General features: G+C 43.1%; 15 protein-coding genes. 14 read left to right on the forward strand and 1 reads right to left on the reverse strand.

Going from position 1 to position 16,690, the window contains the following annotated elements; all coding sequences use genetic code 11:
* The first annotated feature begins 11 nt into the window (after positions 1 to 11).
* From atpH to HY58_RS02375, 11 genes are all read left to right on the forward strand, one after another.
* Positions 12 to 575: an ATP synthase F1 subunit delta gene (gene atpH, locus HY58_RS02325; RefSeq protein ID WP_039127037.1), complete on the forward strand. Its 564-nt coding sequence runs from the start codon at positions 12 to 14 to the stop codon at positions 573 to 575.
* Positions 576 to 605: 30 nt separating this feature from the next.
* Positions 606 to 2,183, forward strand: a complete 1,578-nt coding sequence (gene atpA / locus HY58_RS02330; RefSeq protein WP_039127039.1) for a F0F1 ATP synthase subunit alpha — start codon at positions 606 to 608, stop codon at positions 2,181 to 2,183.
* A gap of 285 nt (positions 2,184 to 2,468) precedes the next feature.
* Positions 2,469 to 3,182, forward strand: coding sequence for a hypothetical protein (locus tag HY58_RS02335; protein ID WP_156123540.1), 714 nt, complete (start codon positions 2,469 to 2,471; stop codon positions 3,180 to 3,182).
* Positions 3,183 to 3,218: 36 nt separating this feature from the next.
* A complete protein-coding gene (locus HY58_RS02340) occupies positions 3,219 to 3,665 on the forward strand; it encodes a hypothetical protein (protein WP_156123541.1) in 447 nt (148 codons plus the stop codon).
* A 313-nt stretch (positions 3,666 to 3,978) separates the two neighbouring features.
* On the forward strand, positions 3,979 to 6,213 hold the full coding sequence (locus HY58_RS02345; RefSeq protein ID WP_039127050.1) for a TonB-dependent receptor: 2,235 nt from the start codon (positions 3,979 to 3,981) through the stop codon (positions 6,211 to 6,213).
* A gap of 38 nt (positions 6,214 to 6,251) precedes the next feature.
* Complete coding sequence (locus HY58_RS02350) at positions 6,252 to 6,893, forward strand: hypothetical protein (RefSeq protein WP_039127055.1); 642 nt, start codon at positions 6,252 to 6,254, stop codon at positions 6,891 to 6,893.
* A 50-nt stretch (positions 6,894 to 6,943) separates the two neighbouring features.
* Positions 6,944 to 7,618, forward strand: a complete 675-nt coding sequence (locus tag HY58_RS02355) for a hypothetical protein (protein WP_039127058.1) — start codon at positions 6,944 to 6,946, stop codon at positions 7,616 to 7,618.
* Positions 7,611 to 7,901 (forward strand): transcriptional regulator, encoded by a 291-nt coding sequence (locus HY58_RS02360; protein ID WP_039127061.1) that lies wholly within the window; start codon positions 7,611 to 7,613, stop codon positions 7,899 to 7,901. The genes HY58_RS02355 and HY58_RS02360 overlap by 8 nt, the downstream gene beginning before the upstream one ends.
* Before the next feature lie 66 nt (positions 7,902 to 7,967).
* Complete coding sequence (locus tag HY58_RS02365; RefSeq protein WP_039127063.1) at positions 7,968 to 8,903, forward strand: ABC transporter ATP-binding protein; 936 nt, start codon at positions 7,968 to 7,970, stop codon at positions 8,901 to 8,903.
* Positions 8,881 to 9,720: an ABC transporter permease gene (locus tag HY58_RS02370; RefSeq protein WP_039127065.1), complete on the forward strand. Its 840-nt coding sequence runs from the start codon at positions 8,881 to 8,883 to the stop codon at positions 9,718 to 9,720. The genes HY58_RS02365 and HY58_RS02370 overlap by 23 nt, the downstream gene beginning before the upstream one ends.
* 1 nt (position 9,721) lies before the next feature.
* Positions 9,722 to 10,474, forward strand: coding sequence for a hypothetical protein (locus HY58_RS02375; protein WP_052323781.1), 753 nt, complete (start codon positions 9,722 to 9,724; stop codon positions 10,472 to 10,474).
* A gap of 22 nt (positions 10,475 to 10,496) precedes the next feature.
* Here HY58_RS02375 and pdxA read toward each other — a convergent pair whose 3' ends face one another.
* Entirely contained in the window at positions 10,497 to 11,597 is a 1,101-nt protein-coding gene (gene pdxA, locus HY58_RS02380) for a 4-hydroxythreonine-4-phosphate dehydrogenase PdxA (protein WP_039127067.1), read from the reverse strand.
* Between the two features lie 72 nt (positions 11,598 to 11,669).
* Between pdxA and rsmA the strand changes: the two genes are divergently transcribed.
* From rsmA to HY58_RS02395, 3 genes are all read left to right on the forward strand, one after another.
* A complete protein-coding gene (gene rsmA / locus HY58_RS02385; RefSeq protein WP_039127070.1) occupies positions 11,670 to 12,431 on the forward strand; it encodes a 16S rRNA (adenine(1518)-N(6)/adenine(1519)-N(6))-dimethyltransferase RsmA in 762 nt (253 codons plus the stop codon).
* Positions 12,424 to 13,347, forward strand: coding sequence for an NAD(P)-dependent oxidoreductase (locus HY58_RS02390; RefSeq protein ID WP_039127917.1), 924 nt, complete (start codon positions 12,424 to 12,426; stop codon positions 13,345 to 13,347). The genes rsmA and HY58_RS02390 overlap by 8 nt, the downstream gene beginning before the upstream one ends.
* A gap of 143 nt (positions 13,348 to 13,490) precedes the next feature.
* Entirely contained in the window at positions 13,491 to 16,688 is a 3,198-nt protein-coding gene (locus HY58_RS02395) for a SusC/RagA family TonB-linked outer membrane protein (RefSeq protein ID WP_039127073.1), read from the forward strand.
* Positions 16,689 to 16,690 lie beyond the last annotated feature (2 nt).

A 16,690-nucleotide genomic window follows, 5' to 3' on the forward strand; every position in this document is an offset into this window, starting at 1 on the left:
ACAAGCGACCCATGCGTAATACACGTGTTGCCAAAAGATACTCAAAGGCCCTGATGGACCTTGCCGTCGAAACCAACCAGGTGGAAGCGGTTAAAATGGATGCTGATTCCATAAGGTCGGCCATTACTGGTGAACTTAACCAGGTACTGATGAGTCCCGTCATTAAGCATGAGAAGAAAATAGCCATATTCAAGGCCATTTTCAGTGGAAAGATCTCCCCGCTCACAGAATCCTTTTTCAACCTGCTTTTTGCAAAAGGCAGAGAAGTAGGTACTGTAGATATTCTCAATGCATTTGATGAAGCTTACCGCGAACTGAAAGGTATCCAGATCATTGAACTTACCACTGCTGTACCAGTTTCTGATGAAGTTAAAGAAGTGATCATCCACAATTTCAGTCAGCTAGAAAGGTTCAAGAATAAAAAATTGCAGATCAACGAAAAAGTGAAAGAAGAAATCCTCGGTGGCTTTGTTGTTCAACTCGATGACCAGCTTTATGATGCAAGTATCCGCCACGACCTGGATGTGATCAAAAAGCAGTTTGTGGACAATATGTATATTCAGAAACTGAGATAAGAAATAAAAAAAACGTCTAAATAAAACGATATGGTAGACATTAAACCAGATGAAATATCAGCGATACTGCGCCAGCAGCTTAGCAACTTCAACACTTCTGCCGACCTGGAAGAAGTGGGTACCGTTTTGCAGGTGGGTGACGGTATTGCCCGTGTTTACGGTCTGAACAATGTACGTGCAGGTGAACTGGTTGAATTTGCCAACGGTGTTAAAGCCATTGCATTGAACCTGGAAGAGGATAATGTGGGTGTGGTATTGATGGGTGAATCTTCCGAGATCAAAGAAGGCGATAAAGTTAAACGTACCGGTAAGATCGCTTCCATTAAAGTGGGAGATGGACTTGCCGGTAGGGTTATCAATACACTTGGACAGCCAATTGATGGTAAGGGTCCGATTGCAGGCGAATTGTACGAGATGCCGCTGGAGCGTAAAGCCCCGGGGGTTATTTTCCGTGAGCCGGTGAAAGAACCACTCCAAACCGGTATTAAAGCTATCGATGCAATGATCCCTATCGGTCGCGGCCAGCGTGAATTGATCATTGGTGACCGCCAGACAGGTAAAACTGCCATCGCGGTGGATACCATCATTAACCAGAAGGAATTCTTCAAAGCAGGTAAAACTGTTTATTGCATATATGTAGCTATCGGGCAGAAAGCGTCCACCATCGCCGGTGTGATGAAGACCCTCGAAGAGCATGGTGCAATGGAATATACCACTATCGTAGCTGCATCGGCTTCAGATCCTGCTCCACTGCAGTTCTATGCCCCCTTTGCAGGTGCCGCTATTGGTGAATTTTTCCGTGATACCGGACGCCCTGCCCTTATTATTTATGATGATCTTTCAAAGCAGGCTGTGGCTTACCGCGAAGTATCACTCCTGCTGCGCCGTCCGCCGGGCCGCGAAGCTTATCCTGGTGATGTATTCTATCTTCACAGCCGTCTTCTGGAACGTGCTGCCAAGATCATCGGAAAGGATGAAGTGGCTCGTAACATGAACGATCTTCCTGATACTATCAAACACCTGGTTAAAGGCGGGGGTTCCCTTACAGCTCTTCCGATCATTGAAACACAGGCTGGTGATGTTTCGGCATATATTCCAACTAACGTTATCTCCATCACTGATGGCCAGATATTCCTGGAAGGAAACCTCTTCAACGCAGGTATCCGTCCCGCTATTAACGTTGGTATCTCGGTTAGCCGCGTAGGTGGTAACGCACAGATCAAATCAATGAAAAAAGTAGCCGGTACGCTTAAGCTTGACCAGGCCCTTTACCGTGAAATGGAAGCCTTCTCAAAATTCGGGGGCGACCTTGATGCCGCTACCAAAGTTGTACTTGATAAAGGTGCCCGTAATGTGGAGATCCTGAAACAGGCGCAGTATTCACCTTTCTCAGTAGAAAAGCAGGTTGCTATGATCTACCTCGGAACACAGGGTCTGCTTCGTGATGTTCCCGTTCGCCGTGTTAAGGAATTTGAAGCCCAGTTCCTCCTCGAAATGGAAAACAAACTTCCAAATGTTCTGGCTGAGTTCAAGAAAGGAAACCTTCCTGAAGATGGCGTTGGGAAAATGGTTGACCTCGCAAGGGGAATTATGAACCAGTTTAAGTGAGGAAGTAGGGAATAGGCAATAGAAAATAGAAATATCAAAAAGGTCAACGGATACAATCTGTTGACCTTTTTGCATAAAATACGGTCCATTCGTCGAATTCTACGAAAGCCGGCTTGCATATTCCGGATATCCATGCCATCTTTGTACTGCTACCTAGCACTATTCCAATCCTCCTTTGAATTTCTCCGCTCAAGATCCCCATATCCCCCTCTCCCAATCCTAAGAATTACATACTGGTCGTTTCCAATGCCTGTGAGCATCGTACACTACTTCTGATCATCGATTATGAATTTAAAGTACCCTGGCTCCATGGTTTCCTGTTTTGCAACAACATTTGCTGCATTCCTGATCATTGCCACTTCATTTATAGCTAATAAAGTTTCAGCGCAGTCATTCGACCATAGCGTTAGTAATAAAGTAGCAGCTTCCGCTTTTACAACCGGCGGCATGTCTTTTAAAGCCTTACTTAAACAAGGTTTTGTATCACTTCAATGGAATGCTGCCGCCAATGATTCAATCCAGGAAGTGACTATCGAAAAAAGTCTGGATGGCATATTATTCCATACTGTTAGTGTGGTAGATCAAAGTATCAGCACTAATATTTCAGAACCCTCCGCGTATAATGACGACCTTATTGCAGATAAAATGAATCCTGTATTCTATCGTCTCCGGGTAAAGCATCAGAATGGCAGGGAAACGATCTCGTCCGTGAAAAAGATTGATCCTCAATCAGCTCCGCAAATGATCATGATCTCCATTCCCGCCCAGGTTACAGGCGATAGTTTACAGTTTTCAATTCCCGACAACTGGGTTGATAAAAAAGTTGTGATCGAGATTTATAACAATGCTGGTGAACTGGTGCGTAGAATCACAGAACCACAAGCAATGCAAATTATAGATGTAGAAATGTTTGACCTCGCTGCAGGCACCTACCTGATCAGGACAGGCTGTGAAAAACAACTTGCCGTAAATTATGTAGTGAACCCAGCAAAGCTCTAGGCCTGCCATTTGCATCGGCATTATAAAATGTCTGAGATGAAAAGGTACAATATGAAATTCCCCATAATGGGAACAGTGTGGATGACCATGGTTCTGGTGCTGATGCAGGTATCGCTCCTTGCGCAAACAGTGTCTTTGGCAGAAAATGTGAATGATAATGAAAAAGTTTTCCGGGCTATTAAGCAAAAGGATAAAGTGATGCTGGAATGGGATGCGTTTACAATTTTAAGGGGAAGTCATTTCGCACTGGAGCGTAGTATTGATGGAAAGTCGTACAAAACCATCGCTCTGGTTTTTATGGCGGAAGATCCTGCAACAATACCAACTTATGGATACGCCGACCGTTCTGGGGTAAATGAAGGAGGGAATGTGTTCTACAGGCTTTTGGTTTACGACCGGAATGAGAAAGTTGTCAGGAAAATGGAATGTAGCAGGGACGATAAGATGGATTTACATAAAGGAATGGCGGTTACAAAATTTTAATGTGCATATATGTTGAAATTGTAAAATACGGTAACGATATTTGTACTCCGCGTCTTTATCCAATTTCTCCGATTTACCAGCTCATCTCCAATATTATGGAAACCAGATAAAATATTGGTGAGTTGGCTCCTGATTAATAATACAATGTAAGTTTCAGATAAATAATACCTGTTCAGGTGAACAGGACTATATACTATTTAAGACAGTTTTAAAGGGTACGATCAACAAGGCCTGGTTATTCTTAACCGGGCATTTTTTCATCCAATTTGGTTTATATAATAAACTGGTTTATATTTGAAATAAAATAAGCAAGGTGAGAACATTGTGGGTATTATTCCTGGTTTCAATGCTGGCGGGCTCTGTAACCGCCCAAACCACCATTCGGGGGAAGGTGAAAGACAACAAGGGAAAACCTGTTCCGGGTGCTAGTATATCACTTAAGGGAACCTATGATGGAGCTACAAGCGATTCAACCGGAACCTTTCAGTTCATGACAGTCGAAAATGGCGAGATGTTTCTGGTGGTCAGTTCCATCGGCTATGACCCACTCGAAAAGGCAGTGTTGCTGAATGGGCAGCCTCTTGACCTTCCATTACAGCTTCGGGAAGCCGCCGATGAGTTAAAAGCAGTAGTGATAACAGCCGGGAGTTTTGAAGCGAGTGATTCCAAAAGAACAACCGTTCTGAATTCCATTGATATCGTTACCACGGCCAGTGCCAATGCTGATGTAACTGCTGCGATAAGAACCCTTCCGGGTACCCAGCAGGTAGGGGAGAAGGAGGGTCTTTTTGTAAGGGGGGGCAGTGGTGAAGAAGCCCGGGTTTTTATTGACGGCACCCTTGTCAACAACTTCTTCTTTACATCGGTCCCCGATATTGCACAACGCGGTCGGTTCTCGCCTTTCCTGTTCAAAGGCACTGTGTTTAGTTCGGGTGGTTATTCAGCTCTTTATGGACAGGCACTATCCGGAGCACTCGTACTCGAAACCATTGACATGCCTGAACAAAATGCTGCAAGTATCGGAATATCCACGGTGGGTGTCAATGGCGGATATCAATACCTCAATAAAGAGAAAACCTTTACCTGGGGCGCTAACTATTCTTACACTAACCTGCTTCCATATTTCGAGTTGGTGAAGCAAAGACCTGATTATTTTAAAATCCCCGTCTTACATTATGGGGATGCAAATTTCAGGATTAAAACATCGAAAACCGGTATTCTCAAATTCTATGGAACCTGGCAGGTTAACCAGTTAGGATTAAGATCTCCTGATATAGATTCTACCCGTCTTAAGAATTCATTTAGTCTCTTTAACAACAATCTATATGCGAATTTATCGTGGAAGGAAAAAATAGGCAGTCATTGGAAACTTTTCCTTGGCAGTTCCTATAGCAATAACCTTGATGAGATAAGTAATCAGTTACAGGACGAAAATAATGATCCGGTTTTTAGTACGGAAATGCCTTACCGGTCAAAGAATTTTAACGGCGATATCCGCGCAGAATTGTCACAGGTTAAAGGAGTACTGGATAGAAGGCTATGGGGTTTAAGCATACTGCGGTTTGGTGGTGAATGGCTCTATTTTCGGGATCAATTGAATTTTACTGATTCAATAAGTAGTCGTAGCACCACTATCAATGATCATTTCAAAGCAGGATTTCTGGAAACCGATATTTATATCACCAATAATATTGCTGCCAAACTTGGAGCGAGATGGGAGCATTCCTCTTTGATGCAAAAATCAAATCTGGTACCGCGGGTGTCACTAGCCTATAAACTCGCACCCAAAAGCCAGGTTTCACTTGCCTATGGAATCTTTTACCAGAAACCCGAACGCAATCAGTTGGTTATTAACCAGGAACTTGATTATACCAGGGCAACACATTATATAGCCAATTACCAGAAAATTACAGCGCTGAATGTTTTCAGGGTGGAAGCGTTCTACAAGAAGTATGATGACCTGGTAAAGACGGTTCCGTTATTATCAAATCACGGAAAAGGATATGCGAAAGGGATTGAGCTTTTCTGGCGCGATAAAAAAACATTTAAAGGGGTCGATTATTGGATTTCTTATTCCTTCCTTGATACAGAAAGGGATTACCTCAATTACCCGGGTTTGCTAAAGCCAAATTTTGCAGCCAGTCATACTGCCTCATTGGTTATAAAAAAATTCATCACAAAACTGAAAACACAGTTCAATGCCTCTTATTCATATGCAACCGGAAGGCCATATTATAATATCCGCTATAATGAAAATGAGGGCAAAACGTTAGTAGCAGATCGCGGAGAAACCATTGACTTTAATAACCTCAGTTTAAGTGTTAATTACCTCCCCAATATAGGTCGGCAGAATGCAAAAGCTTTTACGGTTTTTGTTTTATCTGTTACCAATGTGCTCAACCAGGAACAGATCTATAACTATAATTATTCCTATAATGGTAGTATAAAGCAGGCTGTTCGCCCTCCTGCCAACCAATTCTTTTTTCTTGGCTGCTTCATTAGTCTCGGTGTAGACCGGACAGAAGATGTAATCAACAACAATCTCTAATTCATAAATCTTAATTCTTAATTCTTAAATCTTACATGATGACAAAGTGTTTCCTGCTTCTCTCCCTGCTTCTCCCAACATTATCAATGATGGCACAATCTGATAAGTATAAAACAGCGATGGTACAGCAGATCGCCAAATTAGACGGGGCCATGCAAAACGGGGGATTTACTGACCTTGCAAATAGTTTCGAACGGATTGGTGACGCCGAAAAGGAACAATGGCTTCCTTATTATTACGCAGCTTATTGCCAGGTGATGAATGGATTTATGGAGAAAGATAAATCAAAAGTGGATCCACTTGCCGATAAGGCGGAAGCCCTAATAACCAAAGCGGAAACCATTGCTGGTGCCCCAAACAGCGAAACAGAAGTTATCCGGAGTATGATTGCATCGAGCCGGATGATGGTTGATCCGCAGAGCAGATGGATGCAATATGGACAGGTTTCTTCAGGGCATATGGAGAAGGCAAAACAACAGGACCCTGCCAATCCGCGCCCCGTTTACCTTGAAGCACAATCCAAATTTTATACTCCGGAACAATTCGGTGGCGGAAAGGCTGTTGCAGCGCCGATCTTTGAAAAGGCTATCGCCATGTTCGATCAGTTTAAACCTGCCTCAGAAATACATCCTTCATGGGGAAAGTCGGCTGCAGAATACTTTTTATCACAGTGTAAGTAAGAAGTGATAATATTGAACTTATCCAAGCATCATCAAATAAAACACTTGTAATGTCTCAACCCGAAATACCTGGTAACAGAACCACCAATTTGATTAATCCGGATACGGATCCACCAAATACAATGTCAGAATCGGAAAGCCTTGCATTAATCAGCCAGATGATTCAGACTGCCCGCGAAGAACATAATGAGAATGGATTGGGGTGGAGGGTTTGGGGATGGATTCTGTTCATTGCCTCGCTGGGAACTTTCTTCATGTTGGAATATAACCTTAAAGGATCATTCTGGTTCTGGAACCTGGCCTTGCCGGTTGGCGTGATCCTTATGGTCATTACCTCCTACAGGAAGAAAAGTCATAAGCGGAACCGGACTTATGCACAGGACCTACTGGACAGGATGGGAGTGGGATTTTTCGCCAGTATTCTTTCAATGGTAGCCGGCATCAATTTTTATTACCAGGTTGCTGACAATCCGGGTGATATCGACTTCTGGGGGTTCTTCTTCATTCTCTATGCTTTCTGGATGTATATACATGGCAGCGCACTCAGGTTCAAACCTCTGATGGTGGGCGCTGCCCTGAATTGGCTTGCAGGCATAGCGATGTTTGGGATAGATGATATGAAGTATGAAATGTTGGTCGGCGCCCTGGCTATTCTCCTGGGCTACCTTGTACCCGGTTACCTTCTCCTGCATCAATCCAAAAAGGAGTTATCCCGGAATGTTTAAAGACCTTGACCCCATATTGCACACACCACTGCGGCTGGCTGTTGTTTCCCTGCTCATCAGTGTAAAGGAGGCGGAATTCACATTTATCCGTGAAAAAACCAATGCCACTGCTGGCAACCTGAGCGTACAGATGAACAAGCTGAAAGATGCGGGGTACATTGAGATCATAAAACAATTCAAAGAAAACTATCCGCAAACCATTTGCAGGATCACGCCAAAAGGCATAAAGGCTTTTGCTGAATATGTTGCCAATCTTCAATCTTATCTCAAAACGGATTCATAAATCAGGTAAAGCTTTAAAAACAATCCCTCCAAATTACTGTTATAGGCAGTAATCAATTTTTTGCGGATGGGTGCAGTTATTGAAGTAAAGAACCTGGTAAAGGCTTTCGGCGACCTGCTGGCAGTGGATGATCTCTCATTCACTGTATATGAGGGGGATGTTTATGGATTCCTCGGACAAAATGGGGCAGGTAAATCCACCACCATAAGGATGCTGCTTTCTTTGATCAGACCCGATTCCGGAAATATCACACTACTTGGGAAATCACTTCTCACCAAAAGGCACGCCATATTGCGGCAGATTGGTGCAGTAATTGAAAGACCCGACCTCTACAAATACCTCAGCGCCTATGAGAACCTCTCCATTTTTGCCCGAATGAGCGGTATAAAACCTGTCAATCGCAGTTTGATGGATCAACTTGAACAGGTGGGTTTGGCAGAGCGTGCTCATAGTCGTGTGGAAACTTATTCGCAGGGCATGAAACAGCGGTTAGGTATTGCCGTTGCATTGATTCATGATCCGCGGCTGGTTATTCTTGATGAACCTACTAACGGGCTCGATCCCCAGGGTATTGCTGATATGCGCAACCTTATAATCGGCCTGAGCCGCAATCTGAAAAAAACAGTGCTTGTTTCTTCCCATCTTCTGAGTGAGATCGAACAGATTGCTACCCGAATGATCATTATTGATAAGGGCAAAAAGATAGTAGAGGGTAACGTAGATGAATTATTTCATCCTGGTAACAACAGGGTGCACCTCGAAGTAGCTGAACAGGAAAAAGCCTGGCAACTGCTTTCTGAAAGCAGGTGGGGCCAGAACCTTGAAAGGGAGGATAATGCACAGTTGGCCCTGCAAATGCCACCAGAAGATGTTCCCCTGCTGGTGCAGTTTCTTGTAAAAAATGAGATCAGCATACTCTCCGTAAGAAAGGCAAATACACTGGAAGATTATTTCTTATCCCTAACCGCAGGAAAACAACATGTTGCAGCTTTTACAAATTGAACTATTTAAGATTTTTCGCAGACCACGAACCTATATCAGTTTTGTGGCAATCGGCGCTATTGTAATGCTTATTTTACTGGCATTCTATGTTGATGGGGCAAACTATATGGCATTTGGACTTCAAAGCCTCACGCAGAGTTTTGAGATACAGGGGAATGTTTTGAATGGATACCTGATCTGTTTCATCATACTCCAAACACTCCTGATCCATGTGCCTTTGCTGATTGCTCTTGTAGCTGGCGACCAGGTGGCAGGGGAGGCCAATATGGGAACGCTACGGCTTCTTATCACCAAGCCAGTGAGCCGCACCAACCTTATGCTTGCAAAATTCTTTGCATCCGCAATATATACCATGATGTTACTGGTATGGATGGCATTCCTTGCATTATTACTGCCCGTGCTGATTTTCGGTACAGGTGATCTGATGATCCTCAAAAGCGAAGAAGTTGTGGTGCTGTCAAAAGCAGATGTGTTATGGCGTTATTTTGCAGCTTTCGGGTTTGCGGCAATTGCCATGACAACAGTTGCAGCACTGGCATTCCTGCTTTCGATATTTGCCGAAAATTCTATTGGTCCTATTGTTTCCACGATGAGTGTGATTATTGTGTTCACCATTCTGAGCACTCTCGATATCCCAATTTTTAATGCAATCAAACCTTTTCTGTTTACAACACATATGATCGGATGGAAAGGATTCTTTGATGAGCCCGTTTCATGGCAGCAGGTTCTGCAATCGGCAGGAATTTTGATCATACACATAGTTGGCCTCGTAGTGGCCTCCGTAATAATTTTTAGAAAAAAAGATATTCTATCCTGAAATGAAAGCTATTACCATAAAATTTTCGCTTGCAGTACTTCTGCATCATTGTACTAATATTAAACGGGTTATTCCCATACTGCTGGTCATGCTGTTATTATCGGGCACCAGTAACTTGCTGGCGCAGGATGCAAATGGATTATTGTCTGAAATTAAAACAAAGCTTCAGAAGGTAAATGACTATGTAGGTGAAGGCAACCTCGTAACTGATGTATCCTTTATTAATATTCCCGATTCAAAAGTGAAGGTCTATTTCCGGCAACCAGACCAATTCAGAATAATCAAAGCCGATGGTATTTCCATTTTTCCTAAAGGTGGAATGAGTGTTAGTCTCAATACTCTTTTATCGGGAAAAGACTTTGTTGCTGTGCCGGGTGGTTATACAACCTACAATAAAAAGAAAATGGCCGTTGTGAAACTTTTGCCAGTGGCAGAAAATAGTGATGTGGTGTTAACTACCCTGGTAGTTGATGAATCAACCGCGTTGGTACACAAAACCACTACAACCACAAAAGACAATGGTACTTACGAAACATTTTTGGAATACGGAAAATATCTATCCTGGGGCTTGCCCGATAAGGTTCTTTTTGTTTTCAATACCAATGCATACAAGCTACCTAAAGCGGTTACTATGGAATATGAAGGAAGTAAAAAAGCCGCAGCTAAAAAACCTGCCGGTGATGGCAAAGGACGCGTATCCGTTACATATGATCGTTACCTCATCAATAAAGGCCTTCCCAAAGGGATATTCTAACCTCCATCACTCCATCCCTCCATCACTCCTCTTCAATGCGTTCATCCACCGCGTTGGCTAAAAACCGGTTGCTTACTTTTTTCAGTGGATTGCTGCGATTGGCTATGAATTCCTCCCTTTGGCGGATTATATCCAAACAGGTGAAAATGGCACTGAACATGGAACTTTCATCTGCCACATTCTTTCCTGCTATGTCAAAAGCGGTACCGTGATCAGGTGATGTACGCACTACCGGGAGTCCTGCAGTAAAATTAACCCCCTCTCCATGAGCAAGTGACTTAAAAGGAATTAGTCCCTGGTCATGATACATTGCAAGCACAGCATCAAAGCGTTCGTGGTATCCACGTGCAAAAAATGCATCAGCGGAAAATGGTCCCTGCACTATACTATTGCCCTGTTGTTTAAATTCCTTAATGGCAGGTTTAATGATCTCCTCCTCTTCGTTTCCGATCAATCCCTCATCGCCTGCATGTGGATTAAGTCCCAATACTGCGATCTTTGGTTTGTCTATTCCAAAATCCTTACGCATACTATCCTCTACCAGCCTTAGTTTAGATAATATATTCTGTTTTGTGATGAATGGTCCTACTGCAGTTACAGGAACATGTTCAGTTAACAGCGCCACCCGCATATTGGGTGCAACCATAAGCATAAGAACTTCTCTCGCATTGAAAGCATCTTTCAGGTAGGGGGTATGGCCGGTGAAAGGAAAGGATTCTCCCTGGGTGTTTTTTTTGTTTATAGGAGCAGTAACCAATCCGTCGATATGTCCCTCTTTCAAAGCCTGCACAGCACTGGTGAGTGATATTACAGCAAATTTTCCACCTGCCTCCGTTAGTAGGCCCGGGGTAATGGCTACATCTTCTTCCCAGCAATTAAATACGTTCACCTGCTTATGGTTGAGGCGGCCGAAATCTTTTAAGCTCTGGAAGTTTAAATTGTTTTCAGGCAATGCCTTCCGGTAAAAATTGATGGCTTTGTTGCTGGCAAAAATAACCGGGGTACATATTTCAAGAAGCCTGCTATTTGATATGGTTTTAAGGATCAGCTCCAGGCCAATACCATTGAGGTCACCACAGCTGATACCTATAACGGGACGGTTATTATCGGGAATAGTTGACATGGTCATTGATTAAGAAAGTGTAAAAATACAATATTCGGGGGGCGCGGGCAATACTGTATTTTTGCGGGCGCTATGTATACACTTAAAAAATCACTGGGTCAACATTTCCTCCGCGATGAAAATATTTGTCGCAACATCGTAGCTGCCCTTTTGGAAAGGCCATTTACCAAGCTCCTGGAAGTAGGCCCTGGTGGTGGTGCGCTTACCAAACACCTCCTAACTATTGACGGTATAGAATTCAAAGCAGTGGAGTTGGATACGGAGAAAGTACAATACCTTCAAAAGACCTTTCCGGCACTTGTAGGTAAACTCATCCATCAAAGTTTTCTGGATATTGATCCGCCGTTTGAAGGAAGCTTCACCGTAGTGGGAAATTTCCCTTACAATATCTCAACACAGATACTTTTTAAGATCCTTGAATGGGATGGGCAGGTGGAAACAGTTATAGGGATGTTCCAGAAAGAAGTGGCACAGCGCGTTGCAGCAGCACCCGGCTCAAAGGTGTATGGAGTTATTAGTGTATTGATCCAGGCCTTTTACCGGGTTGATTATCTTTTCGATGTATCTCCTGAATGTTTTATGCCGCCACCTAAAGTGATGAGCGGTGTAATTCGCCTTGTACCAGTTGATGATATACCTCTCATGCGTAGCCGAAAGGACTTTACACTACTTGTGAAAACAGCATTTAATCAACGACGTAAGACGCTTCGAAATGCAGTGCGGGGATTGTTTCCTCCCGAGGTGCTGGCTGATTCTTTTTTTAACCAACGGGCCGAACAACTTACAGTGGCTGAATTTGCGGCCCTAACTTTCAAAATGAATGGCAATGGCTAAAGTGCTGATAACAGCTAAAGTGCATCCATGGATGGCTGAAACACTGGAAGGGAAAGGTTATGAAGTACTCTACCTTCCTGCGATCTCTTATGATGAATTGAAAGAGATCGCGAAGGATGTTATTGGCCTCGTTGTAACCACCCGGCTAACGATAGACAGACATGTACTGGATGCTGCACCAAACCTAAGATGGATCGCCCGGCTTGGAAGTGGCATGGAACTTATAGATGTTAGCTATGCAGAATCGAAAGGCATAAAATGCGTTAGCAGCCCCGAAGGAAATCGTAATGCAGTTGCTGAACATGAACTGGGAATGTTATTATCACTGCTCAACAAAATAAACAGTAGCGCATGTGAAGTGAAAGAAAGAAAATGGATTCGTGACGCAAACAGGGGAACTGAACTGACTGGTAAAACTGTTGGGATTATCGGCTTCGGGAATACGGGGGGTGCTTTTGCACGGCTTCTGGAACCTTTTGGAGTAACAGTGTTGGCGTATGATCGTTATCGTTATGACTTTGCCCGTGGTTATATTCATGAGGCCAACCTGCAGCAGATCTGCCGGTATGCGAATGTTATCAGCATGCATGTTCCCCTTACCGACGAAACATTTCATATGGCAGATGATGATTTTTTTGACAGCCTTCAACTTCAACCTGTATTTCTTAATACCAGCCGGGGTAAAGTACAAGATACATCTGCGCTTATACGTGCCATCGAAAAGGGTAAGATCCGCGCTGCGGGCCTCGATGTGCTTGAAAATGAGAAACTTGAATCCTATTCTGAACTCGAATATCAACAACTAACCTGGCTTTGCAGCCAGCCTAATGTTCTTATAACACCTCATATAGCAGGGTATAGCGAGGAAGCATACCTGAAAATGGCACAGGTGGTTGTTAATAAATTATTCCTATAGTATATTGAACCGTTAGTATGGTAAAAATTGTATTTTTTTATATAAGCTAAAAAAATATATAATTTCTTACCGCGTGGCAATCTTAACATTTAATTAAGTTTAAAAAACATAAACTATATTGGCGTCGTAAAAATTAACCGCACATGAGAAAAATTTTATCACTGCTTTCCCTGGGCATGCTATGTTGTGCCTTATCATTTGGGCAAGCAAAAACTGTAAGTGGTCGGGTAACGGATGACAAAGGCAATCCTGTTCCCTATGCCACTGTGAAATTGAAAGGAAGTAAACAAGGCGTTTCAGCCGACCAGAACGGTAATTATACCATTTCTGTTAAACCTGGTGACATACTTGTTATTTCCTCAACAGACATCGTGCCGAAAGAAGTTACTGTCGGCGATGCAATTGTTTTAAACGTTCAGGTTCAGCAAAATGATGCTGCACTGAGTGAAGTGATCGTAACTGCACTTGGATTGAAAAGGGAGAAGAAAGCACTGGGATATGCCGCCCAGGAAGTTTCAGGCGAGAACCTGACTTTCTCCAATAATGTGGATGTAAGTTCGGCTCTGGCAGGTAAAGTTGCCGGAGTAAGACTTCTTGGATCTCCTTCTTCTACTTTCGACAATGCCAATATTATGATCCGTGGTGTGCAGGGATTGGGCCTTACCACACCTCTTTATGTCCTCGATGGAACTCCTGTTGACCAGAATGCAGTAAGTATGGATAATGTTGAGTCCATTACAGTACTGAAAGGTGCCGCTGCAACTGCTCTTTATGGTCAGCGTGGTGCTGCGGGTGTTGTAGTTCTAACCTCCAAAAAAGGTAAACGTAATTCCGGATCTACAATTGATGTGAAGAGTAGTATCAGTTTTGAAAAAGTATCTATTCTTCCTGAGTACCAAAACTCCTATGCAGGGGGTTATAGTTCTGCGCTTAGTAATCCTGCCCAGTATGGTGGCTATATGGATGACCAGGGTTGGTACAAATTCTTGTATGATCCTAGTATTCACCCTGCCGAATGGGCTGGATGGGATGGTCAGAATATCCTGGAATATGGTGCCGATGAAAGTTGGGGGCCTAAGATTGATGGTACTACCCAATACCGTCCGTGGTATAGCTGGTATCCTGGAGAAAATTTTGGTAAAACAGAAGTTATCAGGGCACAACCAAATAATGTGAAAGACTATTTTGAGACTGGCCGAAATCTTACCAATTCAGTGGCTTTCAATAATAGTGGCGCAAGTCATACTTTCCGATTGTCATACCTGAACCAGGATAGAAAACTAATCCTGCCTAATACAAAGCGTCAACTTCACCAGTTGGGTATGAACGGTATCTATGACATTTCTAGCCGGGTTTCTATATCAACTGATATGCAGTATACCCTTGATGAAAGAACTGGTCAGCCATTTGAAACTTACCGTAATGATGGTTTGAACGTAACGCAGAACTTTAACCAATGGTTCCAGCGGCAGTTAGATATCAAAGGCATGAAGAATTACCGTGAACCAGATGGTCGTGTTAATTCATGGAACATCGGAGATCCTAATACTACCGGCGATATCAATGCAATTACAACTCCCCAATACTGGGATAATCCTTTCTTTATAGCTAATGAAGCATATGGCACCAGCAGAACACACCGCCTCGTAGGAAATGTTGGACTTACAGTTGAAATTCTGAAAGGCTTGAAATGGTATTCCTATGTCAGAAAAAGCTCGTACAATTCTGTAAACGATTTCAGAAGGGGAACTGGTGGTCTCGAATTGGATGCATATTCACAGAGCCAGGACCAGAACAATGAAATGAACTATGAAACAAACCTTGGTTATGTGAAGAAGTTCGGTAATATTTCTTTTGATGGCTATATTGGTGGAAACATCCGTAAAAGTAAAAGAGAATGGCAGAGCATGTCTACCAACGGCGGACTTTCAGTTCCAAACTGGTTTAATATCCGTGCTTCAAAAGAAAAGGCAAATTATTTTAATGATCTTGATCAGCGTATGGTCAGAAGTGTGTATGGTAAAGCTTCTTTCGGCTTTAAGAACTTCCTTTTCCTGGATGTTACAGCACGTAATGACTGGTCTTCTGCATTACCACTTGATAACAACTCTTATTTCTACCCTTCTGTTACTACCAGTTTTGTATTCTCTGACTTATTGCAGGGAGATATTAAAGATTGGCTGACCTTCGGTAAATTACGTCTGGCCTACGCTTCAGTTGGATCTGATATCGACTATGCACAGGTTAATACCGACCTTGTTGGTGGTGCGCCATTTGCTGGTACACCAATAGTTACTACAGGAAACATTTACAGAAGCGGCCGGGTAACTCCTGCACTTGCAAAATCTTATGAGGCTGGTCTTGAACTAAAATTGTTCAGAAAGCTTGGTGTTGACTTCACGGTGTACCAGAATGACAATACTGACCAGATCATCAATGTTGACGTGTCGGCAACAAGTGGTTTCAACCAGGCACAGGTTAATGCTGGTTTGATCCGTGCAAAGGGATGGGATCTGACACTAACTGGTGATATCCTTAGTGACAGGAACAAAGCATGGCAGGTGAGCTTCAACCTTGCACAGAATAAGAGTGAGATCGTAGAACTTGCCGAAGGCCTTAATACTTATTTGTATTCAACTACCTGGAATGATACTCGCCTTGAGCACAGGGTAGGCAAGCAATGGGGTACACTTGTAGGAAGAAAGTACAGAATTGATCCCAAAAATGGTAAAGTTATCATTGGAACAAATGGTGTTCCACAGTATGACATCAACCAGGAGATTGGAAACGTTCTTCCTGAATTCACAGGAGGATTTGTAAATAATTTCCGTTACAAGGCTTTTGATCTTTCTTTCTCTATTGATTTCCAGAAAGGCGGTATGTTTTATTCAACCACAAGAATGTTCCTGGAAGGAACCGGGCTTGCTGCTGAAACTGTTGGTGTGAACGATAAAGGCAATGATATTCGTTCTTTCCCAAGTTTGGGTGGTGGTGTTCGTGTAGATGGTAGTGATGGAAATGGTGGCGACAGAACTGTTTATGTTCCTGCTCGCCGGCACTACTATACCAACCTGCAACGTGATGCAAATAGCTTTGTATATGACGCCTCTTACGTAAAATTGCGTGAAGTTCGCCTTGGCTATAATCTTCCTAGTAACATTACTAAAAAGGTGATGGTGAAGGATGCTAACTTCAGCGTATTTGTTAGCAATGCATGGTTGATTTATGCTGAAACCAAAGATCTGGGAATTGACCCTTCTGAGCTTGAATCATCATGGACAGAAGGTGGGCAGTTGACAGCAACCCGCCAGATTGGTGCAAGCCTGAAACTTACATTCTAACC

This window comes from Flavihumibacter sp. ZG627 (assembly GCF_000814325.1).
GTDB lineage: Bacteria > Bacteroidota > Bacteroidia > Chitinophagales > Chitinophagaceae > Flavihumibacter.